General features: G+C 59.8%; 19 protein-coding genes. 4 read left to right on the top strand and 15 right to left on the bottom strand.

Annotated features, from left to right (window positions below; all coding sequences use genetic code 11):
* Nucleotides 1-197 precede the first annotated feature (197 nt).
* The 4 genes from ACZ48V_RS03145 to ACZ48V_RS03130 all read right to left on the bottom strand — a co-directional run bounded on the left by ACZ48V_RS03145 (nt 198) and on the right by ACZ48V_RS03130 (nt 4573).
* Nucleotides 198-1052, bottom strand: coding sequence for an IS5 family transposase (locus tag ACZ48V_RS03145; protein WP_464538143.1), 855 nt, complete (start codon nt 1050-1052; stop codon nt 198-200).
* Nucleotides 1049-1366 carry an arsenate reductase ArsC gene (locus ACZ48V_RS03140; protein WP_464541513.1) on the bottom strand — a complete coding sequence of 106 codons (318 nt, stop codon included), beginning with the start codon at nt 1364-1366 and terminating at the stop codon, nt 1049-1051. The genes ACZ48V_RS03145 and ACZ48V_RS03140 overlap by 4 nt, the downstream gene beginning before the upstream one ends.
* Before the next feature lie 36 nt (nt 1367-1402).
* On the bottom strand, nt 1403-1735 hold the full coding sequence (locus tag ACZ48V_RS03135; RefSeq protein ID WP_464541511.1) for an ArsR/SmtB family transcription factor: 333 nt from the start codon (nt 1733-1735) through the stop codon (nt 1403-1405).
* Between the two features lie 108 nt (nt 1736-1843).
* Entirely contained in the window at nt 1844-4573 is a 2730-nt protein-coding gene (locus tag ACZ48V_RS03130; protein ID WP_464541509.1) for an HAD-IC family P-type ATPase, read from the bottom strand.
* A 527-nt stretch (nt 4574-5100) separates the two neighbouring features.
* Here ACZ48V_RS03130 and ACZ48V_RS03125 point away from each other — a divergent pair.
* The 3 genes from ACZ48V_RS03125 (at nt 5101) to ACZ48V_RS03115 (ending at nt 7800) form a co-directional block, all read left to right on the top strand.
* Nucleotides 5101-5865, top strand: coding sequence for a hypothetical protein (locus ACZ48V_RS03125; protein WP_464541507.1), 765 nt, complete (start codon nt 5101-5103; stop codon nt 5863-5865).
* Entirely contained in the window at nt 5793-6644 is an 852-nt protein-coding gene (locus ACZ48V_RS03120; protein WP_464541505.1) for an endonuclease/exonuclease/phosphatase family protein, read from the top strand. Before ACZ48V_RS03125 ends, ACZ48V_RS03120 begins: the two co-directional genes overlap by 73 nt.
* Before the next feature lie 79 nt (nt 6645-6723).
* Nucleotides 6724-7800: an Ldh family oxidoreductase gene (locus ACZ48V_RS03115; RefSeq protein WP_464541503.1), complete on the top strand. Its 1077-nt coding sequence runs from the start codon at nt 6724-6726 to the stop codon at nt 7798-7800.
* Nucleotides 7801-7845: 45 nt separating this feature from the next.
* Here ACZ48V_RS03115 and recG read toward each other — a convergent pair whose 3' ends face one another.
* The 8 genes from recG to ACZ48V_RS03075 form a co-directional block, all read right to left on the bottom strand.
* On the bottom strand, nt 7846-9948 hold the full coding sequence (gene recG / locus ACZ48V_RS03110) for an ATP-dependent DNA helicase RecG (protein WP_464541501.1): 2103 nt from the start codon (nt 9946-9948) through the stop codon (nt 7846-7848).
* A gap of 238 nt (nt 9949-10186) precedes the next feature.
* Nucleotides 10187-10540 carry a hypothetical protein gene (locus tag ACZ48V_RS03105; protein ID WP_464541499.1) on the bottom strand — a complete coding sequence of 118 codons (354 nt, stop codon included), beginning with the start codon at nt 10538-10540 and terminating at the stop codon, nt 10187-10189.
* 358 nt (nt 10541-10898) lie between these two features.
* On the bottom strand, nt 10899-11381 hold the full coding sequence (locus tag ACZ48V_RS03100) for a hypothetical protein (protein ID WP_464541497.1): 483 nt from the start codon (nt 11379-11381) through the stop codon (nt 10899-10901).
* Nucleotides 11369-11641, bottom strand: a complete 273-nt coding sequence (locus ACZ48V_RS03095) for a hypothetical protein (RefSeq protein ID WP_464541495.1) — start codon at nt 11639-11641, stop codon at nt 11369-11371. Before ACZ48V_RS03095 ends, ACZ48V_RS03100 begins: the two co-directional genes overlap by 13 nt.
* Before the next feature lie 106 nt (nt 11642-11747).
* Nucleotides 11748-12077, bottom strand: a complete 330-nt coding sequence (locus tag ACZ48V_RS03090; protein ID WP_464541493.1) for a hypothetical protein — start codon at nt 12075-12077, stop codon at nt 11748-11750.
* Nucleotides 12078-12527: 450 nt separating this feature from the next.
* On the bottom strand, nt 12528-13535 hold the full coding sequence (locus ACZ48V_RS03085) for a hypothetical protein (RefSeq protein ID WP_464541491.1): 1008 nt from the start codon (nt 13533-13535) through the stop codon (nt 12528-12530).
* Nucleotides 13536-13631: 96 nt separating this feature from the next.
* Complete coding sequence (locus ACZ48V_RS03080) at nt 13632-14204, bottom strand: hypothetical protein (RefSeq protein ID WP_464541489.1); 573 nt, start codon at nt 14202-14204, stop codon at nt 13632-13634.
* Nucleotides 14205-14694: 490 nt separating this feature from the next.
* The gene (locus ACZ48V_RS03075; RefSeq protein ID WP_464541487.1) at nt 14695-18432 is read right to left on the bottom strand and encodes a multifunctional oxoglutarate decarboxylase/oxoglutarate dehydrogenase thiamine pyrophosphate-binding subunit/dihydrolipoyllysine-residue succinyltransferase subunit; all 3738 of its coding nucleotides are present in this window, start codon (nt 18430-18432) and stop codon (nt 14695-14697) included.
* A gap of 275 nt (nt 18433-18707) precedes the next feature.
* On the opposite strand from ACZ48V_RS03075, the gene pulA reads away from it, so the two are divergent.
* Nucleotides 18708-21557: a pullulanase-type alpha-1,6-glucosidase gene (gene pulA, locus ACZ48V_RS03070; RefSeq protein ID WP_464541486.1), complete on the top strand. Its 2850-nt coding sequence runs from the start codon at nt 18708-18710 to the stop codon at nt 21555-21557.
* Between the two features lie 129 nt (nt 21558-21686).
* On the opposite strand, the gene ACZ48V_RS03065 is transcribed toward pulA, so the two are convergent.
* The 3 genes from ACZ48V_RS03065 to ACZ48V_RS03055 all read right to left on the bottom strand — a co-directional run bounded on the left by ACZ48V_RS03065 (nt 21687) and on the right by ACZ48V_RS03055 (nt 24288).
* Nucleotides 21687-22724: a DUF6588 family protein gene (locus ACZ48V_RS03065; protein WP_464541485.1), complete on the bottom strand. Its 1038-nt coding sequence runs from the start codon at nt 22722-22724 to the stop codon at nt 21687-21689.
* A gap of 149 nt (nt 22725-22873) precedes the next feature.
* Nucleotides 22874-23644, bottom strand: a complete 771-nt coding sequence (locus tag ACZ48V_RS03060) for an acyl-[acyl-carrier-protein] thioesterase (protein WP_464541483.1) — start codon at nt 23642-23644, stop codon at nt 22874-22876.
* A 98-nt stretch (nt 23645-23742) separates the two neighbouring features.
* Nucleotides 23743-24288 carry a macro domain-containing protein gene (locus tag ACZ48V_RS03055; RefSeq protein ID WP_464541481.1) on the bottom strand — a complete coding sequence of 182 codons (546 nt, stop codon included), beginning with the start codon at nt 24286-24288 and terminating at the stop codon, nt 23743-23745.
* Nucleotides 24289-24417: the final 129 nt, after the last annotated feature.

The following is a 24417-nucleotide window of genomic DNA, read 5'->3' as shown; positions in this document are numbered from 1 at the left end:
AGGAAGCAGGAGTTCGCCTGTGGACCTCCGCACGCCCACATTCCTCACGCCGCAGGCTTCGCATCCGGCGCAAACGTATCCACAATCCAATCGTCGATCTCATCGCGCACGCGGCGGAAGACCGCCAGTTGCTCGTCGTCAGAGCCCGTGGCCGCCGAGGGGTCATCAAACGACTTAGAATCTGTTTTGATATGCCGTTAGAGGCGGCTGAGGGCCAATCGTAGCGACGCGAGCCGGACCATGGCGGCACTCGTCTCGGCCAGGCGCTCGTACTCCTTCGCAAGTCGCCGCCAGCCCCCCAACCAGCCGAGTGTTCGTTCGACAATCCAGCGCTTCGGCTCGACGGAGAAGCCCGGCTCTTCGGAGTCGGATTCGGTGATCTCAAGCCGAAGCCCAAGCGCTTCCTCAAGGTCGTCTTCGAGATCGCCGCGGTAGGCCTTGTCAGCGAAGACCGCTTCAAGACGTTCGCTTCGCTGTTCAGCCCGTTCAATGAGCTTGAAGGCGTGCTGGCTTTCGTGCTCATTGGCGGCGTGAATGCCGACGGCCCACGTCCAGCCCTGCGTGTCCGTGAGTATGTGCCGTTTGCGCCCTTTGACTTTTTTATTGCCGTCAAAGCCGCACAGACCGCCTGAGCGGGTGATCGAAACCGATTGGCAGTCAATAATTACCACGCTGGGCTCGGGTTCGCGCCCGGCTTCTCGCCGTGCGCCTCGCCGGGCTATGCTGAGCAGACGTGCGATTACGCCGCGCTGTTTCCACGTTCGGAAGTAGTAGTACACCGTCTGCCACGGCGCAAATCCACCAGGCAACATTCGCCACTGACATCCCGTTTTGACCACGTAGAAAATCGCATCCAGAATGTCGCGGCGCAGGTCATGTTGGCGGTGGCGCGAGGTATTGAGAACCGCTTTAATGTTGTGCCATTGGGAGTCCGTCAAATCGGAGCTATAGTCTTTGCGCATAGCTTCGGTGTCGCTTTCGGTGAAACGTCTGTTCACCACCGAAAACGAGGCGGACTCCCGTTCGTTTTCACTCGCGACGTGTGAAATCAAAACAGGTTCTGATGCATGTTCTGTTTGGTGGCAGGCAGGTACGGACAGTTCTCGCGCGCCGAGTTGCACACGGTTACCACATGGTCGAACGTACGGCCCTCCGCTACGTCGTCGATTGTCTTCGAGGTGTGCCCCGAGATGTCGATGCCAAGGTCGTTCATGGCTTTAATCGCAAGCGGACGCACATGCGTTTTTTCGGTCCCGGCGCTGTAGACGTCGTACGTGTCGCCATAGCGATCGCGCAGCAGCCCTTCGGCCATCTGGGAGCGCGCCGAGTTGTGAGTACAGATGAAGAGCACGGAGGGCTTTGACATAATAGGTGCAGGTTAGGTTAGCAGGGGTACGTGAGGTTAGCACGCGGTATTAGACGATTCGTCGATCAGGTTACCCAGAAACCCATCAAACCGGTCGTGTAACAGGCGCAGGGCCATCGTATCCAGACAGTAGCACACGCTGGGGCCATCGACAGTGCCCTGAATGAGACCGGCTTCTTTTAGCACCTTCAGGTGCTGCGACACGGTGGACTGCGCCAGCGGCACGTCGTCCACAATCTCGCCGCAGATGCAGCTTTCCTTCTCAGCAATCACCTGCAGGATCTGTAAGCGGGCCGGATGCGAAAGCGCCTTGGCCTGCGTAGCCAGCTCGTTCAGGTCCGTAGCGAATTGGTCGGCTTTGGTAAGCATAAGGAAGCACGTATTAGCATTATGTATCGCATTAATACGATCAAAAAGCCCCATGTGCGGTTCCATGTTCTGCGGTTTCATATGCAGCCTGAGGCTGTGCCGGTAGCATCATTGGATCTGCCGTACGATTGCTTTTTCGGCTTCCACTGCCAGGAAGACTGCAAGGCCGATCCCGACGATGAAGGCCCAGTCGACCAGCGCAATCGGGCCGGTGCCAAACGCTACCTGCATAAAGGGGAGGTACGTGAGCCCGAGCTGCAGCAGCACCAGCACGCCCACCACGCCCCAGGCAACCGGGTTGCCCAGCAGGCGACGCACCGAGAGCGACGACTGCCAGATGAAGCGGGTGTTGAAGAGGTACGCAATCTGCCCCATCACAAGCGTGTTTACGGCGATCGTCTGCGCCACTTCGAGGGATACGCCGTGCTCAATCTCGTAAAAGAAAAGCCAGAGCGCGCCCGCAGCAATAAGCACCGACACGTAGCCGATGCGCCAGAGCAGATAGCCCGATAGGATCGGAGCGTCGGGGTCGCGTGGGGAACGCTTCATGATCCCTGGCTCACTCGGTTCAAACGCCAGCGCCAGCGCCAGCGTCACCGCCGTCACCATGTTCACCCACAGAATCTGCAGCGGTGTAATGGGAATGTGCTGGAACGCGAAAAGCATGGTCGCAATGAGCATAAGCGACTCCGCCCCGTTCGTTGGCAGGATGAACAGAATCGCCTTCTTCAGGTTGTCGTAGATAGTACGCCCCTCACGCACAGCGGCTACGATCGTGGCGAAGTTATCGTCGGCCAGCACCATGTCAGCAGCCTGCTTGGTCGCCTCCGCACCTTTCTGTCCCATCGCGATGCCCACGTCGGCCCGTTTCAGCGCAGGCGCATCGTTCACGCCGTCGCCCGTCATCGCCACAATGCGTCCGTGCGACTGCAGCGCTTCCATGATGCGCAGCTTGTGCTCGGGGCTCGTACGCGCAAAGACCGAGCGCGTCGGCACCAGCTCAGCAAGCTGCTCGCTATCCATCGATTCAAGGTCAGCGCCGGTCACCGCCCCGACGTCTGCATCCCCAATACCCAGCTGCTCCCCGATGCTCTGCGCCGTCTGGGCATGGTCGCCCGTAATCATCTTCACCTGAATGCCGGCCTCCTCGCATTCGCGCACCGCTTCAATCGCCTCGTCGCGCGGCGGATCCATCAGTCCCACAATGCCAAGCAGCGTAAAGCCGCCCTCGTTCACATCGTCCTCGCTAAGGGTTTCGGTGGATGCGGAGCGCTCCGCAACGGCCAGCAGCCGATGCCCGGACCCCGCAAATGCATCCATAACCCGGTCCCAGTGGTCGCCGTCGACAGCAGCGGTGTCGCCCGCCTGCGTGCGCTGATGCGCGCAGAGGGATAGCACGCGCTCGGGAGCGCCTTTCAAGTAGATGCGCATCCCTGCGCCGGTGTCGTGGAGCGTGGCCATCCACTGCCGGTCGGATTCAAACGGCACCTCGTCGCGCCGCGGCTCCTCGTTGACCAGCGTCTTGCGCGTGTAGCCCAGTTTGGCCGCCAGCACGACCAGTCCACCCTCTGTCGGATCGCCTTCAATCCTCCACTGGTCATCGTCTTGCTTAAGAGTGGCGTCGCTGCAGAGCGCAGCGGCGCGCGCCAGCGCCGTAACGGATGCCTCTGAACCGGCGTCGACGGCCTCGCCATCGCGCTCCAGAGTGCCTTCGGGGATGTAGCCCGACCCGGTCACGTCGTACCGCGCATCCGCCGTGGCGATGCGGCGAACGGTCATTTCGTTACGGGTCAGCGTACCAGTTTTGTCGGAACAGATAACCGATACGGAGCCCAGCGTCTCAACAGCGGGCAGCTTACGCAAGATGGCATTCCGCCCCGCCATGCGCTGCACGCCCAGCGCAAGCGTAATGGTGAGAATCGCGGGCAGCCCCTCCGGGATGGCCGCCACCGCAATGCCAACCACGAACATGAAGAGCTCCTCGACGGTGTACGGACGAAAGGCGTATCCGAACGCAAACGTCGCTGCACAGAGCAGCAAGATAAGCAGCGACAGGACTTTCCCGAACTGGTTGATCTGCTGGATGAGCGGCGTGGTAAGCTGCTCGACCTGCGTCATCATCTTGCCGATCTGTCCTACCTCGGTGGCCATACCGGTAGCCACAACGACGCCGCGTCCACGTCCGCGCCGCACCACCGTGCCCGAGAAGCCCATGCTCGCCCGGTCGCCGATCGCCGCGTCATCAGCGACCGCCGCAGCCCGTTTGTCAACCGGCACCGACTCGCCGGTCAGGATCGCCTCTTCAACGCTCAAATTGTTCGCATCCAGCCAGCGCACATCGGCAGGAATCTGATCTCCGGATTCTACGAGCACGATATCGCCCGGCACCACTGCTTTCGCATCCACCTCTACCCGTTCGCCGCCGCGCTCTACCAGGGCGCTTGGCGAGAGCATGTCACGAATGGATTCGAGCGCCTCCTCGGCTTTGCCCTCCTGCACAAACCCGATGATGGCGTTAACGAGCACGACCCCGGCAATGACCGCCGTGTCGATCCACTCGCCGAGTCCGGCCGTAACGACCGCTGCCACGATGAGGGCGTAGATCAGCACGTCGTTAAACTGGCGCAGGAAGCGCCACAGCGCCGACTCTTTCTCTTCGACCTCAAGCTCGTTGGCCCCGTATCGCTCAAGCCGCGCGTGGACCTCGTCCGGCGAAAGGCCATCGGCAGGGGTGTCGAGGCGCTGCCGCACATCGTCGGGGGCCTGCGCGTGCCAGTTTGGGGCTTTGTCGGATGCGATCAGTTCAGTTTGATCGGCTGGCAGAACGGCGTCAGGCATACGTAACAAGACATTGATCGCAGGAGTGAGATGTCATAATGTACATTTCTCCACACAACCAGTCTACAGTACGGGTTTCTTGATTTTCGGAGACGGGGTGTCGCTGATTGCAACGTTTTCCTGTACCGCATGGCGCATAGCGCCTCTGGTGCAGGGTCCAACGCGGTATCTTGGGCCGATGCGCTGCTTTCATACGAAGTACGGACTGCCCCGTGTATTTCCCTGTGTTAAGTAAGCCGGCAGAAATACGTTTACACCTTGTCATCGCGAGGAGGGAGCCTGCGACCGACGTAGCGATCTCATGCCTTTCGATTGGGCAGTGCCGCCCATTTTTAAGGCACAAGATCGCCCTCTAAAGGCACTCCCTCGCTGCGCTCACAGCGCCGCCGCGGCCCCTCCTCGCAATGACGTGCTTCAAGATTCTTTTGTGGGCCCACGTAACAGGCCACGAAACGAAGTTCGGTCATGCACGATACGACAGATATTACTTGCTATCTTTTTTCCCTGCGCTGTCTCCTTTGCTGCTTATGTCCTCCTCTCGATCGCTCTGCCTGCTTCTATTCGCTGCACTTCTGTTTACGGGGGTGTTTACGGGGGTGTTTACGGGATGCAGCACAGGCCCTGCCTCCGACGACACACCTGCCCCAGCTCCCAGCTACCCCGCCGCCATTCAGGTTGACGGAGCCGACCCGGACTGGAGCGAGGTGCCTGTACGCCACACCGATCCTACCGGCGACGGCGACGCGCTTGACTTTGAGCGCCTCTGGATGGCTCACGACAGCGAGCGGCTGTACCTGCGGCTGGAGGTCGGCGCCGAGATCAACCTGCAAGAGGGCAACGACCTGACGCTTTACCTCGACGCCGACTATGACGCCACCACCGGCACCGACGTCGACGATATGGGGGCCGACCTGGTGTGGACCTTCGGCGAGCGGGACGGACGCGTGTATGCGAATGGGGACGACGTTCAGATACGGCATGCCGACATCGGGCTCGCTACGCTTCCCACCGCAACCTCGTCGGTGTTCGAGATATCGATCGACCGCAGCGCTGCCCCGGCCGATACGCCACTTTTTCGAGCAGATTCGCTTCGCCTCGTCCTTTCGGGCGGAGGCGACCGCATTCCCAACAGCGGGAGCCTGTCTTACGCGTTCTCTGAGACCGACCTGCCCAACTGGCCCCCCCCCAACTGGAGCGCCTCACCGACGACGGCGTGCGTGTGCTTTCGTACAATGCCGAACGCGACGGTTTCTTTGAGAGCGGCCGGGCCGCCAGCTACACGCAGATCTTGAACGCCGTACAGCCCGACATTATCGGGTTCAATGAGCTGTACGAAAACGACGCCGACGCCACCCGCGAGCGGGTCGAATCCCTCTACGGCACACCCGATACCGGGCAGTGGCACGCAGACAAGCAAGGCATCGACCTGATCATGGTAAGCAAGTACCCCATCCTCGACACCCACGCCATCACGGGCTACCGCAACTACACCAGCGGCGCTTACTTGCTGGATGCCGAAGCGGACTTTGGCTCCCCGCTGCTCGTGATTCTGACGCATCTTCCCTGCTGCAACTACGAAGATGCAACCCCCTCGCGCGATGTGCGCCGCCAGCTTGGCGTCGACTCTATCGTCGCGTTTCTCCGAGACGCACAAGACGGCAACGCCCCGATCGATGTGCCTCCCAACACGCCTGTACTCGTTACCGGCGACATGAACTTCGTGGGGGACTCGCAGCAGCCCAACACCCTGGAGACCGGCACGATCGTGAACACAGACGAGTTCGGTCCGTCGAGCGCTCCCGACTGGGACGGCACCGGTCTGTTCGACATCAACCCGCGCCAGACCGGCACCTCGCTGCATAGCACCTGGATGGGCATGGGCAGTTCATATCCACCCGGACGCCTCGACTATGCGTACATTACCGACAGCGTACTCGACGTTCCTAACGCCTATACGCTCTACACGCCCGGCCTGCCCGACAGCGTGCGTCAGGCGTACAACCTCGACGCCGATGCCACCACCATGGCCTCCGACCACCTGCCCCTCGTGATCGACCTCGTGCAGCGGTAGGTACCCACAGCCGGTTGCAACCAGCACCGGGCGGACCGATGCCTCGCAACGCTTTCTCATTCAGCATCCCGGATCTCGCATGACCCGCTTTTCGCTCGACACCCTCCGCACTTTTTCGGAAGCGGTTTTTCGGCACTACGGCGTGCCCGAGGCCGATGCCGCCCAGGCAGCCGACGTGCTTGCTGCCGCCGATCGGCGCGGTATTGACTCGCACGGGGTAGCACGGCTCATCACCTATGCCGACATGCTGGACGCGGGGCGCATCAACCCGACGCCCGATATTCAGGTGGTGCGCGAAACGCAGAGCACCGCGACCGTAGATGGCGACAACGGACTCGGGCTGGTCGTTGGGCCGGCTGCCAACCGGATTGCTCTCGACAAGGCGGAAGCGGTGGGCACCGGCGCGGTGAGCGTACGCAACACCAATCACTTTGGCATCGCCGGGTACTACGTGCTGGAGGCGCTTGAACGCGACTGCATTGGCATGGCAATGACCAACTCAACCAAGCTGGTGGCACCGCTCTGGGGGGCTGAGCGGATGCTGGGCACCAATCCCATCGCGATGGCCTTTCCCGGACAGGATGAACCGCCCGTTGTGATCGATATGGCCACCAGCACGGTAGCCTACGGCAAGGTGGAGATTGCAAAGCGCGAAGGCACGCCGATGCCGCACGGGTGGGCAATCGATGCGGAGGGCCAACCGACTACCGATCCAGACGCAATGATGGATGGCGGTGCGCAGCTTCCGCTTGGCTCTACGTACGAGCAGGGCGGACACAAGGGCTACTGCCTGGCTACCATGGTAGATGTGCTGACGAGCGTGATGAGCGGGGCCAACTGGGGCCCTTTTGCGCCGCCGTTTGCGCTGCAGCAGGCACAGCCTGAGCGTCAGGTGGGCAAGGGCATCGGCCACTTTTTCAATGCGTGGCGCATCGACGGCTTCATGGAGCCAGACCGCTTCAAGGCACGCATCGACGACTGGGTGCACACGTTTCGCAATACCGACCCGGCCCCCGGTACGGATGGCCCGCTCATTCCGGGCGACCCGGAACGCGAGGCTGCTCGCATCCGCGCCGAGCAAGGGGCGCCGTTGCTTGCTCCCGTGGTAGCAGACCTGCGCACCATCAGCGAGCGTACGGGCGTATCGCTTACGTAGCAGCGGCGATGCGCTATACGCTGCCTGCAGTGGCTGCCTGCAGTGCTACCCGACCCGAAGAAAGCCCATGGAACGGTCGGCGTAGTAGCGCTCGAAGTACGATGCGAGCTCGGCATGGGCCTCTTCGCTGAGCGTAGGGTCGCGGTTGATAACGGCCGTGGCGGCGTTACGCGCCGTTTCGAGAATGTCGGTGTCTTCGGTGATGTCGGCCAGCTTTAGCTCGGGCATGCCACTCTGGCGCGTGCCGAAGAAATCGCCCGCCCCGCGAATTCTCAGGTCTTCCTCGCTGATCTCAAATCCATCGGTGGTGCGGGTCATGGCCGCCAGGCGCTGCTTGGCCTCGGCCGACTGCTTGTATCCCGCCATCAGGATGCAGTAGCTCTGCGTGTCGCTTCGTCCCACACGCCCGCGCAGCTGGTGCAGCTGGCTGAGCCCGAACCGTTCAGCATGCTCGATCAGCATGACCGTCGCGCCCGGCACGTCGACCCCCACCTCGATGACAGTTGTCGACACGAGCACGTCGATGTCGCCTGCCTTAAAGGCACGCATGGTCTCATCTTTGGTATTGGCGTTCATCCGGCCATGTACGAGCCCGACCGTTGCCTCCGGGAAGGTGGCCTGCAGGGTTTCGTAGCCGCTCTCGGCATCTTTAAGGTCGAGCTTCTCGCTCTGCTCAACCAGCGGATACACCACGTACGCCTGCTCGCCCTGCGCAATGCGCTCCCGGATGAACGCGTACACGTCGGCACGCTGCTTTTCGTGGCGCTGCACCGTCGTAACCGGCTTGCGCCCTGCCGGCATCTCGTCGATCTTCGACACGTCGAGGTCGCCGTAGAGCGTAAGCGCCAGCGAACGCGGGATAGGCGTAGCCGTCATGAGCAGCATGTGTGGACGCTCGCCCTTGGCGAACATTTCAGCGCGCTGCATGACCCCGAAGCGGTGCTGCTCGTCGACAACAGCCAGGCCCAGCCGGTCGAATGTCACGGTCTCCTGAATAAGCGCGTGGGTGCCTACGGCAATGGGGGATGCGCCACGGGCTACGGCGTCGAGGGCCGCCTCGCGCTCGGTAGCCGACTGGCTTCCGGTAAGCAGCGTCGGGTGCAAATCGAGCGGCTCAAGGTACTCGGCGAGGCTGGCCGCGTGCTGCTCGGCCAGGATCTCGGTGGGCGCCATAAACGCGCTCTGATAGCCGCTGTCGTAGGCCTGCAGCATCGCCAGCACCGCCACGACCGTTTTGCCGCTTCCCACATCGCCCTGCACCAGCCGGTTCATCTGGATGCCCGTCTGGGTGTCGCGCACGATGTGGCGCGTGGCACGGCGCTGCGCATCCGTAAGTTCGAACGGAAGCACCTCGTCGACGAAGCGGCGCGTGTGCGTGCCCGGCGCGTCGAAGGCCGGACCGGCCACGTCTTGCCGTTCATGGCGCGTGGTGGCCAGGAGGAGTTGGATGTAGAACAGCTCTTCAAACTTGAGGCGGCGGGTGGCCTGCTCGAGTTCGTCGTGGCTTTTGGGGAAGTGGATCGCCCGCAGCGCTACGCGGCCCTCCATCAGGTCGTGCTGCGCAATGAGCCAGCCGGGCAGCTGCTCGCGTAGCTCCAGGCCATGCTCCTTAAAGAACCGGTAGATGATGCGCCGCACCGACCGCGAAGTAAGCCCCACCGCCTCCATCGCCTGTCCGCCCGGGTAGAGCGCCACAATGCGCCCGGTATCGAGCGCGGCGGCATCGTCGTTGAGGCGGTCGAAGTCAGGATGCGTGATCGAGAACCAGCGTCCGTATTTCTGCACCGTACCGTGAAGCGCCACCCGCTCGCCAACGCTAAAGGCCTTCCGGATCCACCAGAGCCCTTGAAACCAGGTGCCCTTCATGGTCTGCCCGGTGTCGTCCTCCAGAATCAGCTCGAAGCGTTTACTCCGCTTGCCCGGAACCACATCGTAGGTGCGCACGGTGCCCATTACGGTGACGGTGTCGCCCTCTTGCAGGTCGCGCACGCGGGTCGTGGTGGAGCGGTCGAGGTATCGGCGGGGGTAGAAGCGCAGCATGTCGCGTACGGTGCGCACGCCGTGGCTCTCGGTCCAGGCGTCGGCGCGCTTTTCACCTACGCCGCTCAGGTAGCGGACCGAGCGCTCCAGAATGTCGTCGGTGCTCATGGCAGATACGAATGGTGAGGCAGACTGGGAAGCGCCCAAACTGAGAGCTCCGGCCTCAGGTTCGGCAGAGGGCGCCTCGGCCCGTGTAGCGAGCTGCGCGAAGGCCCTTCCGTGTACCTTCCACTGGTCATCCCAACCAGTAGATAACGATTTCCTTTTCTCGTTTTGCTGTGCTATAAAACTGCCGGAGAGCAGGCAGCAGTTTCACGGCCACTGTTTCGCGCATCCAGTTCTGGGTCTATTCACTGGCGTAGCGGTCTGACTCCGTCTTCAGGACCTGTTCAATGCGATCTCGTAATTGTTCTTGGGTCATGGAAGCCAACTGTTCGTTGATGGCTGCAATGTCTTCCGGGAGGCTATAGCGCAAAGGAAACACATAGCCATATGAAAGCGCAGGTTCCTCCATAACGTCGTTCCACCCAACCAGGCGTGCACCGTACACCATCCAGAAACACGGATTCTTAGGCTCCTCGTCTACAAAAAACGCACGGGCAAACCGGTCGTGTACTTTTCCTGTTAGTGCGTCTAATGCCCGTACATATCGTCTGTCAAAGTACAAATGGTATGGATCCTGTTCGGGCTGTTCTTCCATCCAGAGTTCGTATGAACGGCTCCTTCCATTGATGCGCTCGGTGTTGACAGCAGAGGCAGGACGGCAATCATCCCCAGTATGGTTCGCAGGTCTACTGTCATCCTGAATAGCCTTTGATGAAGTTCAAGTCGCTGTCCAAAATGTAGATAAACGAGAGGCCTACAACAACCTCATTAACACGGTGTGCGAGTTTTCCATTATCCTTGTGGACGCCCATCCCCCTTTGTCGCTACGCGACATTTCCCCCTTCGCGAAGGGGGAAACCCCAAACAGCGTAAGAGAATGGGGGATGTTATGACGGCGTATTCTGCCACAAGGCCATCAGCAACGGAAAAAAGAAACCTGCACATGCCGTTACTTAAAACATGACCATGCTCACTACATCCATATTATCGTTAAATGTTATAATCCCTGGACGTACACCTGGAATGCCTCTTTCTGGCCATTCCTCTCGCGGCCGAAAATATGACACATTGAAATAGTAATTTCCAGCTTTATAAAGGGCATGCTGAAGATAGGTCGTTTCTTCAAAGCGTGGTCCAAGCACCACACACACATCTATGTCGTTTTCCTCAGTCAATGGGTGTACATCCTGCGGGGATGCTTGTATGTCGTGTTTGGCACGATCCTGACCCCAGCGATCTTCGGTAAGGTATGAAATCACCATATCTTTGGCCTCTTTATCAGAAGGAGGGCAACCGTTCTCAGGCTGCGCAATGCTCAAATCAGGAACTGCAACAAAAAGCACCAGAATCAAAAATGGTGACATAATATTTTTCATATCGACAAATGGATTTAAATTCAAAAAAGTTAATTTACTGATAAAGATCAGTAACCGCATCTATTGTATAGCTTCTCATAAGTTTTGATAATTTCGTCCTCTCCAGCTTCATTTTCCCTTACTGATGCCCCGAAAGCCATAATGCGCTCTCCATCAAAGAAGTAACTACGCATTTGTAGACTGGCCGCCGATGCCCAGTCTCGTGGGCTGGCTTCTGAATTGTAATCTAATGCTTCATTTGAGGCTATACCTTCAATGTCGAAATCGTCTAAATCACCACCCCGGTCTGAGATATAAGCTCGAATGGCGTAGCGTCTCATAGTCGTTGTGCATGGGTGCTCGTAAAGTACGTAGAGGCCTTAACGTAGAGGCCTTAACGTAGAGGCCTTAAAAAGTCATCAAGTATCCGACACTACACCGAGATTGTCAATACGACCTAACACTTGCCTCGAAGTAGCTGCTTTTATCGACGGGAAGTGACTGTCCTTGGCGCTCTTGTTCTATCAACTCTTCAACCTCGTCTTTCGACGCGGGATCATCTGCCGTGTCACACCCCTCATTCATCAACGCATGCTGAACGGAATCGTAGGGCGCGGCAACCAATCCGCTGCTCGTAACTACCTGCCATGTAGATCCTCCCATGAAGGCCGGTGGTGTCATCGGGTCGTCACCGTCGTCCGGCGGGTCCCAGCAGTCGAGGTCGCAGGGCTCATCGCCGCCTTCCGGGGGCACATGTGCAACACGTGCTACAAACACGGAGGCGTGGCCGTGCCACCATACTTCATGCAGTTATCCTTTGTCATGGCCCCTTACGGGCGCTCCTACTTCTACCGTGGTAATGGACGGAAGACCGTCCACGTGTGTGCGCCGACGCAGAGCATCGGCGGGAGAACCCTTACAGCAGTGTTCGCTCGACGACAGTAAACAGCAATTGCAGCAGAAACTTAGTCACGACGATGTACCAGGTCACTCTTACCCAGTACATTGTGGCGTCAGATAGCGTGTTTGGCCACCAATAGCCGTAGACAACAAAAAGTGCTCCGGCGACCACTAACGAAAATATACTCGCGGGCATAAATGAATACACCCAGTAAAGAACTGGTGCATATGTTCCAAGGCCGAATAAGTATGAATGGCCCATTAATACCACGTCGAAGGTAGACACGGCAAAAACTGTGACTACTAATCCTGCCGCAAGATAATCGCTCATATTCCCGAGCATTGATCTAATTCTGAAATGTCCATGTCGCCATTTAGAACATCTTGAATATCACTATAGCGCGGTCTCCACGTAACAGGGGCTTTTATTTCAGCACTATCACCAAGGAAATTTCTAACGTTATCCTGAAAGCTCTCCCATACACTGTCGGCCTGATTGAAGCCATAACCACCAGTATTCGCGATAGAGTACAGAGCTATCGACGTACGATCTACGCCACGTGAAAAGAATTTTATCTCCTGACCGTCTTGATGAAACCCGAATCGACGGTTTCCGCTCACGGGATGGTACCCATCGTTAGAGGTATACACCGTTGAAAAGGTCCAGCTTGTCTGGGAGTAGTCAGTAGCCACAACGGAGCCGTTTGCAGGAATCCACTGATCTGGAGCAAGGTTTATCGTGAATACTGTTCCAAGAGGATCAGTCATCCATTTTACGTCCTCATCTACAGTTCCAGGATAAAATTGGAAGTCGGCCCCTTCGGCATAATCGTTAAAATTCAGTCTAATCTGATCAAGTGCCGCCTCCGGTGATAATCCTGTCGGAAGATCGGATTCATCTATAGCGACTTCGAATAGGTCGAGGTTCACCTTTCTGCCCCGGGCCTCTTGAATTGCTTGTATTTCACCGGGACCGAAAAGCTTTTCGTTTTCCAGGCGATCGGTGACAGAGACGGGCACGTCCAAGTTTATGACATCCTGCCAGAATGAAATCTGGTCGCACGGAATGTCAAGTAAGGCGAAGGGATTCTCTTCGAGAAGATCTTCGAGCTGCTCTTCAAGGGAAGGTTCTTCTACAGGCAGGTCGCCTCCTGTGGGCGGACATAGCTCCCCCTCGGAGCCACCTGGCATGGTTTCTGCTTCCTCAAGGCATTCGGTTGGCGTGTACACGTCTTCATCTTCGCCTGGCCAATAGCCCCCGTTTTCTCCTCCTGATCCGCCACTTCCCGGGTCCGGCTCGTCGGCTGACACTGCCAGAACAGGAAGCGAAAGCATTCCCATGCTGTTAATGCATGTCGTCATGTCGATGGTTTGCCAGTTGAATCCCGGAGGACACACATAACCGCTTTCGTTTTCAAGATAGCCCGGAAGTTAACCGTTTGCCCGCACGGGTGGAGGCGCAGGTGACGAGACACTTGGGAGCGCTCCTAAGCGAGGTTCGAAATCAGATTCTGACTTGATCTCTTCGATTTTCAACTGCTCAGCTAGCAATTCCCGCGCTGCTTTGGTCTGTGGAATGCGGCAGACGGCTTTTCGCATGATGGGCGGGGTGTCGCCGAATCCGCTCAGCGCTTCTGGATTCGCTGCGTAGGTCACATACGAAACAGTGGCATCGTGGCCCGCCGATGCAGCAACCATCGCGGCAGGAAAGTCCAGGCCTACAAATGTGTGGCGGTATCCATCTTCGATATCTGGGCCAGCGTGGTAGCGGGCCAGGTAGCAACCATGTTGGGGAACGGGGCCAAGATTCGCCTTGCGCTCAGGGTGGATGGCCGACGGGTCTCGCACGCGCCATTCCAAAGCTTTGGCGTCTCGCAACCCGGTCAGAGCCATCCCACCTGGAAGGGGGTGCACAGCAAGCTGGTCTGAGTCAAGATTGGTTGACGGCGTCGCATCGCCCAGGTCATCGCCTGGCACATCTACCGCCGCATCACATCCGGTCAAGATCAACGTGCCAGCAAGGACCAGAAAAACAATTGCTGTGATACGCCCGTCCCACCATGCTGCCCGGGAATAAACCCTGGGTTTATCCGATGTATGGGGAGACGTAGACGAGCGAGACGAGGACGATGTAGAATAGCGTAGCACAAGCACAGAAGCGTCGATCTAGCGGATAGGCGAGAGGGGCGTCTGGCGAACATGCCACCGATGCGGCAGGCGTGTCGTACCTCTGTGCTACGCGATCTCGTACAGGCCACCTCGTACAGACGACAACGCAGAAATGAACAGATGTAGAAGGGGTATGTCCAAACGCACTCTGATAATACCCCCCCCCCCGCAGACGCGCAAGCTACAACCGTAACGAAAATGTAAATCGGGCCCGTAGATATGCAGTGGAGTAGCCAGATAGCAACGCTTCCCAAACAGAAAAACGCCGAGCCATGCCCGCAGGCATCGCTCGGCGCTTCCAGGGTACCGAATGGGCGTCACGGGCTTACACATCAACCACGTCCGCGATGAAGTTTTCCTGTTCGCGCCTGTGGACCTTGGCCGAGCCCGTAGCCGGGCTCGCGCTGGCTGGGCGCCCGATATAGCGGATGCGCTCTTCGCAGGTGCCGTGCAGCGCCTCCAGAAGCTCGTTGAAGCGTGGCTGCAAGAACGACCACGCACCCATGTTGGCGGGCTCTTCCTGAAGCCACACTACGTCTTGCGCCGACTGGTAGCGCTTGAGCTCGTCGCGCACTTCTTCTTTCGGGAACGGGTAGAACTGCTCCACGCGCGAGATTGCGATCTGATCGCGCAGCGCGTCGTTCCCCTCCAGCTCGCGCACAAGGTCGTAGTAAACCTTGCCGCTGCAGAAGACGTGGCGCTTCACGCCGAGCGGATCCGCCGTGGCGGGAATGACTTCCTGCACGCTTCCGCTCATAAGCTCATCGGGGGTAGACACGCAGAGCGGGTGCCGCAGCAGGCTCTTCGGTGTCATCACAATGAGCGGCTTCCGCGCGTCGCGCTTGATCTGTCGGCGCAGCGCATGGAAGTAGTTTGCGGGCGTCGAAAAGTTGGCCACGATCATGTTCTGCTCGGCACACATCTGCAGGAACCGTTCCAGGCGGGCCGACGAGTGCTCGGGCCCCTGCCCTTCGTAGCCATGCGGCAGCAGCGCCACGAGTCCGGAGGTCTGCCCCCACTTCTGTTCCGCAGAAGAGACAAACTGGTCCCACACGACCTGCGCGCCGTTCGCGAAGTCGCCAAACTGCGCCTCCCATACCACGAGTGCGTCAGGCGCCTCAACCGAGTAGCCGTACTCGAAGCCGCCTACAGCATACTCAGAGAGCAGGCTGTCATAGATGAGCAGGTTGGCCTGATCGTCGGAGAGGTTGTTGAGCGGCGTGTACTCGCTTCCGTCTTCCTGGTCGATCAGCACAGCGTGGCGCTGGCTGAAGGTAGCGCGGCGCGTATCCTGTCCGCTCATGCGAACCGGCGTGCCTTCCTGCAGAAGCGACCCCAGAGCAAGCGACTCCGAGAACGCCCAGTCGATGCGTTCCTTCTCATGGAAGAACTCCGATCGCTTGCCGAACTGACGGCGCAGCTTGCGGTGTACGTTGAAGTCGTCGGGCAGGTCGGTGAGCGCCTCAACGACCCGCTCCAGGTGAGCACGGTCGGCGCCTGTTTCCACGCGCGGAAGGAGATCGTCGCCTTTGCGCTGCGTGCGCTGCTCGATAATCTTCTCGGCGTCTTTCTCTTCAAGATCTTTGGTGCGCTCGAAGGCTTCCTGCAGGCGACCGCGATAGTCATCGAGGAGCTGCTCGGCCTCGTCGGGTTCGACCTCACCGCGGCGCAGCAGCTGTTCGGTGTGGATCTTACGCGGCGAGCGCTTCTCTTCGATCTTCTCGTAGAGCAGCGGCTGCGTAAAGGTCGGCTCGTCGCCTTCGTTGTGGCCGTGCACGCGGTAGCACATCATGTCGATGACCACATCTTTGTTGAAGCGCTGGCGGTACTGTAGCGCCAGGCGGGCGATGCGCACGCAGGCTTCGGGGTCGTCGCCATTTACGTGAAAGATAGGCGCTTCAATGGCCCGGGCAATATCGGTCGCGTAGGTCGAGCTGCGCGCATCCTCAGGCACGGTCGTGAAACCAATTTGGTTGTTGATAACCAGATGCACGGTGCCGCCCGTCTTGTATCCGGGCAGCTGACTCAGGTTGAGCGTCTCAGCCACCACGCCCTGCCCGGCGAAGGCGGCATCGCCATGCACGAGAAGCGGAAATGCTGCGTTGAGCACGTCCCGCTCTGCGTCGGCCTCCTGGTTGCGCAGGTGGTCCTGCTTGGCGCGTATCATGCCCTGCACGACCGGGTTCACCGCCTCCAGGTGGCTCGGGTTGGAAGCCAGCGTCACGTGAATCTCGTCGCCCGACGTGTTCTTGAACACGCTTTCCGACCCCAGGTGGTACTTCACGTCGCCCGAGCCCTGCGTGGTGCTCGGATCGATGTTGCCCTCAAACTCGGAGAAGATCTGCTCATAGGGCTTATCGAGGATGTTCGCCAGCACGTTTAGACGCCCGCGGTGGGCCATCCCGATAACGGCTTCTTCCATGCCCGCTTCTGCGGCGTCGGAGAGCAGCGTGTCGATGATCGGAATCATCGTTTCGCTGCCTTCGAGCGAGAAGCGCTTGTGGCCGATGTACTTCGTATGCAGGAAGCGCTCAAACGCCTCAGCCGCGTTCAGCTTCTTCATGATGTGCCGGCGCTCTTCGTTCGAGAGCGGGTCGGCGTTGCGCATCGGCTCAACGCGATTCTGGATCCAGTCTTTCTCCTCCGGATCCGAGATGTGCATAAACGAGGACCCGACCTTTCGGGTGTAGGCTTCGCGCAGAATCTTCAGGATGTCGCGCAGCGGAAGCACGTCCTCGCCACCAAGCCCGCCCGTAATGAACTCGCGGTCGAGATCCCACACCGTAAGTCCGTAGGTCGCCGGGTCGAGCTCCGGGTGGTAGCGCCACTGATAGCCCAGCGGGTTCACGTCGGCCTGCAGGTGCCCCCGCACGCGGTACGCGCGAATCAGCTGCAGCACCGCGGCCTGCTTCTCCGTCATGTCGAGATCGTCGCCCGAACGCCGTGCCAGCTGGGGCGTGGTGTCGGCCGACATTTCGAACGGCTGGTACGGTACGCTCAGGTCAGAGAAGAGGGTACGGTAGAATTCGTCTTCGCCTGCAAGCAGCTGCTCGATGTGGTTCAGGAACTTGCCGCTTGTGGCACCCTGAATGACGCGGTGGTCATAGGTCGACGTGAGCGTCATAACGGGAGATACGCCCGCCTTGCTCACCACGTCGCCCGGATAGCCGCGGTACTCGGGCGGGTAGCCAATGGCCCCGGCGCCCACAATCACGCCCTGTCCCGGCATCAGGCGCGCCACGCTCATCGAGGTCCCAATCATACCCGGGTTCGTTAGCGTGGCTGTCGTATTCTGGAAGTCCGACAGCTGCAGATTGCCGTTGCGAGCACGGTCGATCAGGTCGTTGTACGTGCCCAGAAACTCGGCAAACGTCATGTTACCGGCGTCTTTCACGTTGGGCACCAGCAGCGTACGCTTTCCGCGCCGCTCAATGTCGATCGCGAGCCCCAGGTTAATCTGCCCAGGCACGATGTGCTGCGGCGTGCCCTCCTCATCGCGCTGGAAGGTGCTGTACATGTCGGGGTATTTCTTCATCGACCGCACCAGCGCATACGCAATGATATGCGTAAACGACACCTTCTCGCCCCCTACGCGCCGCTGGTAGTCGTTCAGGAGCTTCCGGTTTTCGAGGAGCAGCTTCACCGGCATGGTGCGCGCCGACGTGGCAGTAGGCACCCCCAGGCTGTTCTCCATGTTCTCCACGATCTTTGCCGAGGCGCCTCGCATGGCGTGCACCTCTACGTCGTCGGCCACCGTCGGGGCCGATGCCGGACGAACGGGCTGCACCGCCCCATCGCCCGCAGGCGCAGGCTTCTTCTTGGGTACGTCTACGTCGGGGGCTTTCGGAGCGGGCGCCTCAGAGGCAGGCGCTTCCGCTGGTGCGCCGTCGGAAGCAGAAGCATCAACCGTTTCGGAGGGCGGCGGGGAAGCGGTTACAAACGAAGCGTCTGGCTCGTAATCCGCGAAGAAGTCGCGCCAGCTCTCGCTCACGCTCTGCGGATCGTCCAGATACTGCTTATAGATTTCTTCGATGTAGCCCGTATTAAAACCAAGAGAGCTCACAGGCGGCCCGGTAGATTTGTGGTGAAGATGGTGCACTCAGATCGTATTGCTCCCCTACGATATTGAGCCTCACAGGGTTCACGATATCGTTGCTTCTATGCCATGTTCACCGGGTGTTGAAGACCCAGTGCATTTCCTTGCATATGGCCCCTATCATTCGGCTAAGTAGCAGCAAACGACCGGAGAACCCTGCCGACACGGCCGTACGGTGGATTCTGTGCACGGACTTTTGTTTTATGGAGTACGCCCCGCATCCCCAAACCAGATTGCTTTATATGCTCCGTTCGCTCTCGGCCGCTCGCCTTGCCCTCCTGCTCGTGGTGCCGCTTCTCGCACTCACTGCGTGCGACACCAACGCCCCCGCGCCCGCATCTGAAATCGAAGACGCAGCCGCGCACTGGATCGATGGCGAACACATGCTCTGGGTGGATGCGCCCGATGCTGCTCGCTATGAAATCCGCTACAGCTCCGATGCCTCGGTCGCTATAAACAACGGCACGGCTGCCGCAGGCGAACCCATCGCGCTCGAATCGAATGTCCGTCTCGACCTCGATGCGCCCTTCCGTCACATCGCCGATGCGCCGGCCTTCACGCTCGACATTACCCCTGCAACCGCTGCCGAAGCGCTTCAGGGGCAGCTCGTAGCGCTTGCCTACGACGAAAACGACACGGTCGTCGATGCCACACTCGTGCAGCGGCACGGCGCCATCGACCACTACTTCACCTACGACGGGCCCCTTGGTCCGCAGTATGCCAGCGACGGCTCGGTGGCGGTGCACCTGTGGGCGCCTACCGCACAGTCGGTTGAGCTGGACCTGTTCGACGCCGACAAAAACACCGTTGCCACCATCGCGCCCGTCGACACCGCTCCGGATGACGGCGTCTGGCACTTCCGCGGCGATACCGACTGGGATCGCGCGTTCTATCGCTTTCACGTCGAGGTGTACCATCCCGCAACCAACGCGATGCACACCTTCGAAGTCACCGACCCGTATTCGGTGAGCCTTGCTACCGACAGCGAGTACAGCCAGTTTGTCGACCTGAAAAATGACGATGCCCTCAAACCCGACGGTTGGGATACGATCCAGAAAGAGCAGCCGCATCCCACCAGCATCACCGCGTACGAAGGACACATGCGCGACTTTAGCATGCACGACGATACGGTACCTGCCTCCCACCGGGGCACCTATCGCGCCTTCACCCACGGCGGCTCCGATGGCATGCAGCACCTGCAGCGGCTGAGCGAGGCGGGGCTTACGCACTTCCACCTGCTCCCCTTTAACGATATTGCGACCGTCAACGAGGCCGCCGACAACCGGGTCGATATCACCGATCCGTATGAGCGCATCTGCGAGCTAATCGACTACGACGGACTCAGCGATGCCTGCGAGACGCACGGCGATCGCATCATCGAAAATGTGTTTGCCGACCTCGCAGCCGACGATCCGGCCACCGAAGCGATTCAATCGCCGTACAGTGCGCCCGGTCGCATGAGCGGCATGGCCACCCACGACGGATTCAACTGGGGGTACGACCCGTTCCACTTCAACGCGCCCCAGGGCAGCTATGCCACCGACCCGGATGGCGCCCAGCGCGTGCTGGAACTGCGCGAGATGGTCAGCGCGCTTAACGACATCGGCCTGCATGTGGTGCAGGATGTCGTGTACAACCACACCTTTGCCTCTGCCGACAACCGCGAGTCGGTCCTCGACAAGGTCGTGCCGGGCTACTACCATCGCTATCATCCGGTAACCGGCACGATCGAAACCTCGACCTGCTGCGACAACACCGCAGCCGAGTTTGCGATGATGGAGCGTCTCATCATCGACTCGGTGGTGCTGTGGGCCACCCACTACAAAATCGACGCGTTCCGCTTCGACCTGATGGGGCACCATCCCCGCTCTACCATGGAAAACGTGACCGATGCGCTGGCCGAGCTTACGCTCAACGAGGACGGCGTAGACGGCGAAAACATCTACATCTACGGCGAAGGGTGGAACTTCGGTGAGGTGGCCGACGACCGCATTTTCGACCAGGCTACCCAGTTTAACATGGGCACCACCGGCATCGGCAATTTCAACGACCGGATCCGAGATGCCATCCGCGGAGGCAACTTCACAGACACTGGGCGCCAGCAGGGCTTCGCGAACGGACTCCACCTCTTCCCCAACGAAGCGGCCGACGAAGCGGGCCGTGAGAATTCGCTCGACGCGCTGTTTGATGCAGCCGACCGCATTCGCGTGGGCATGACCGGCAACCTGGCCACGTACACGTACGAAAACCGGGAAGGGCAGACCGTGCAGGGCAGCTACGAGATGATTGGCTATGCTGAAGAGCCGCAAGAATCGGTAAACTACGTCGACAAGCACGACAACGAAACGCTGTGGGACAATACGCAGCCCAAGCTTCCCCGCGATTTCTCGATGGATGACCGCGTGCGCGTGCACATGCTCAGCAATGCGTTCATCAACTACGGACAGGGCGTGCCCTTCTACCAGATGGGCAGCGACATCCTCCGCTCGAAATCGCTCGACCGCAACAGCTTCGACTCGGGCGACTGGTTCAATCTCGTTGACTTCAGCCTCGCCGAGCATGGGTGGGCGCGCGGCCTGCCGCCGGCCTGGGACAACGAGGACCGCTGGGATGACATGCGCGACCTCTTGCGTGATGAGCGTCTCATTGTAGAGACCGAGCATATGCAGACGGCCCACGAGCTCTTTCTTGAGCAGCTGCAGATGCGCTACAGCAGCCCGCTCTTCCGGCTCCCCACTGCGAGCGACGTGCAGCGGCGGGTTGCCTTTCACAACACCGGCCCCGACCAGGTGCCCGGTATCATTGCCATGACAATCTCGGATGGCACCTGCGCCGGCCCCGCTCTCGACGACGACTGGGACGGCCTCGCCGTGGTGTTCAATGCCGCCAACGAAACGCAAACCCTCAGCCTCGACGCACTGCCTGCCGTAACGGTCCACCCGCTGCATGCCAACAGCACGGACGAAACGGTGCGCACTGCCTCGGTTGAGGAACGCACGCTAACGGTACCTGCTCTCAGCGCCGTGGTGTTCAGCGCACCTGCTGAGGACGAGCAAGGCACTTTTCCCTGCAACACCCTGAGCGAGCTATAGCGTCCATTCATGCTCGACTTTATCTTTTACATGTACATGCAAAAATAGCCAGGGGGATACGGAGCACTCGCATCCCCCTGGCTGTTTTGTTCCGTCGTGTGTAGCCCGCGAAGAGCTTTCAGGGGCTGATTAGAGCCGCAAGCCGATGCCCGTTGTAAGCACGTTGTTCTCTGCGAGGGCATAGTCGACGTTGATCTCCAGAAACGCAAGCCGTATAGCCAGTCCTGCAAGTGCACGCGTGCGGTTCGATGCCGACTGGTCGAGGCTAAGGCGAAGCGGATCGACTGATGTGCCGACCGGGTTGAAGACGTAATTGTAATTCACGCTGAAGGTCTCGTACTGTAGCCCGCCGTAGAGCGTAACAGGCAGGAGCGGGATGCCGCGGCTGGCCTGCACGTTGAAAGCCCATCCCGATGCGCTGATGACTTCGTCCCGCTCAATACGGTTGTCTTGAGACACGTCGTTTTCAAGTGAGAACTGATTGTAGCTCCCCTGAACGGCCAGCTTAAGCGGCAGCGGTGCCGGAATCCAGCGGTTTACATCCTGGCGAAGCGCGATCCCAAATAGCCCGACCCGGCCGTAGCTGCCCCCACCTGCCGAGAGCGTCGACGTCGGCAGATAGCGAACCTGGGCATCGGTACCGAACAGCGTACCGAGCCCCACCTGCGGTATTGCAAGCGGAGCAATGGGCGTGTCGAGCAGTCCGGGTGGCGCAGCGATTGTCTCTTCGGTGCCATCAGGCGATCGGACCGTCAGGGTTGCGTCGTCGGGCGTGTTCGTCGACCCAAACGCTGTTGGAACGGCATCGCCATCAAATGTAATGACCGTGCCGTCTGAGAGCGTCTCCTCGGCCGGGGGCGTGAACGTCTTATCCAACGATCCGGTGGGCACCCCCGACACGGTGAGGCCTACGTAGACCTTGATCGGCACAAACGGCAAGAACCCGGCATCGACATCGGCATTTCGGAAGAGGCCCGCGTTCATGTTGGCCCCGAAGGCATCGGTCACCGGCTGCACGTATCCATCGGCGTACCCCGATCCCATAACGTCAAGCACCCGGCGCAAGTCGCTTAAGTCCGATACGTCTTCGTACTGCGCCTGAGAGGTGTGGGGCACGGTGGCAATGCATAAGACGGCAAAGAGGAGGGCGAAGCAGTAGACACGCATTATCGGAGTAAGCTGGGAGGATTCAGGAAATCGAAGGAGGGTTCTACGAGCGCACATCCGATGAACCGCGCCTCATATGCTGCAAAACAGCGATGAGATCGATGTCTTTTCGCCAGCCCCCGCCCAAAGAAGCGGGCCCGACGCTTGCTTCATCGACCGGCAATCGGGGTCCAGTGCGTTTCGGCACGGGCGAGGGTAGTGTCGGCATCTGCGTCGGCAAGGTGATGCACCACACGCACCCTGTCTGTGTCGGGCACAGCGCAGCAGGTTGCAGTCGCCGCTACCTGCATATTGGCAGTCGTCTCCGACTTGAAGTCGAGTGTGATCCCCTCTGCCCTGTACGCCTGCAGCCAGTCGAGCGGGAGCGTTTCAAGCGCCCACGCTACATAGCGTGCATTGTTGACATGCGCGTTCAGATCCAGGTCGTGGAAGCGTACACGGAAGCGCCGCCGGTGATCGGCCCGGTCTGGTACGGTTATCTCTTCCTCGCGTGGCGCAAGCGCAACGGGCCGGTCAGGCAGGGTAAGATCCTGCAGGATGCGAGGCGGTCGGGCCGGGCGCCGCCGCTTCTGGTCAAACACAACCCAGGTACTGGTTGCCCGCCCTATGAGCGCATCGTCGACGTGGAGCAGAAACTCGCGCTGCGCAAAAGGCCCTTGCAGTCCAGATGGCCACGTTTCTATGCCAAGCGTGTCGGTCCACCGAGGCAGACGGGTCGCCTCCACCTGAAACTGCACCAGCACCCAGGATTGATGCCGGTCGAGCAGGTCGGTCTGCGCTACCCCCAACTCCGCAGCGTGGCCACCGGCGGCATCTTGAAGATAGGCACAGAGTGCCGGAAGCGATATCGTGCCATGCAGCGTTGCGTCGCGAGGCTGCAGCGCGGCCTGTGTTGTGTATGCAGCGACAGGAGTGCCCATACCAGGTGGAAGCGTAAAGGACAGAACGGACTACGGCCGTACCGTCATGTTCAACATGTGTAGCATGTTTAGCCGGCCGGTGCCTGGTGGATGGGCCGCTATACCAGTGGATCTTCGTTCAGATCCGAGAGCATGTCTTCGAAGATGGTATAGGTTTCTTCGTTGAACAGTACGAAGCGTATGTGTTCTACATGCGTGAGCATGGGTTCGTTGATAAGTACGGTCCCGAGTGCAGCGTGCGCAGCAGGCCGCACGGGGTATCCAAATGCGCCCGTCGAGATTGCCGGAAAGGCCACCGACGCTATCTCGTGCTCCTCGGCCAGGTCGAGCGCGTTTTCGTAGGCCGACCGCAGGAGCGCAGCCGCAGGCTCGTCGCGCCCGTACACCGGCCCCAGCACATGAATAACGTAGTCGTTGGGCAGGTTGAACGCCTCCGTACAGACCGCTTCACCGGGCTGGATGGGTGCATGAGGGCGACAGGCTTCGGCTAACTCAGGCCCTGCAGCCCGATGCAGCGCACCGGCCACTCCGCCACCGGTTTGCAGTTGCGCGTTAGCAGCATTCACGACCGCCCCCATATCGGGCTGGTTGGCAATGTCGCCTTGAGCAAGCTCAATCCGCGTCGTATCCCGTGTAACTTCCATAAGCAGCATGGCATGGATTCGACAATCACGTACAGAGGCGAATAAAGCCTATGGGCGTTGGTTCCTTGCATTGCCCAGAAGGGCGCGATTCGGCTGTCTTAATGTTGCTTCTGTTGAACTTTGACGGTA

It is taken from the genome of Longimonas haloalkaliphila (assembly GCF_055379825.1).
This window is presented reverse-complemented; position numbering and strand designations above follow the sequence as displayed.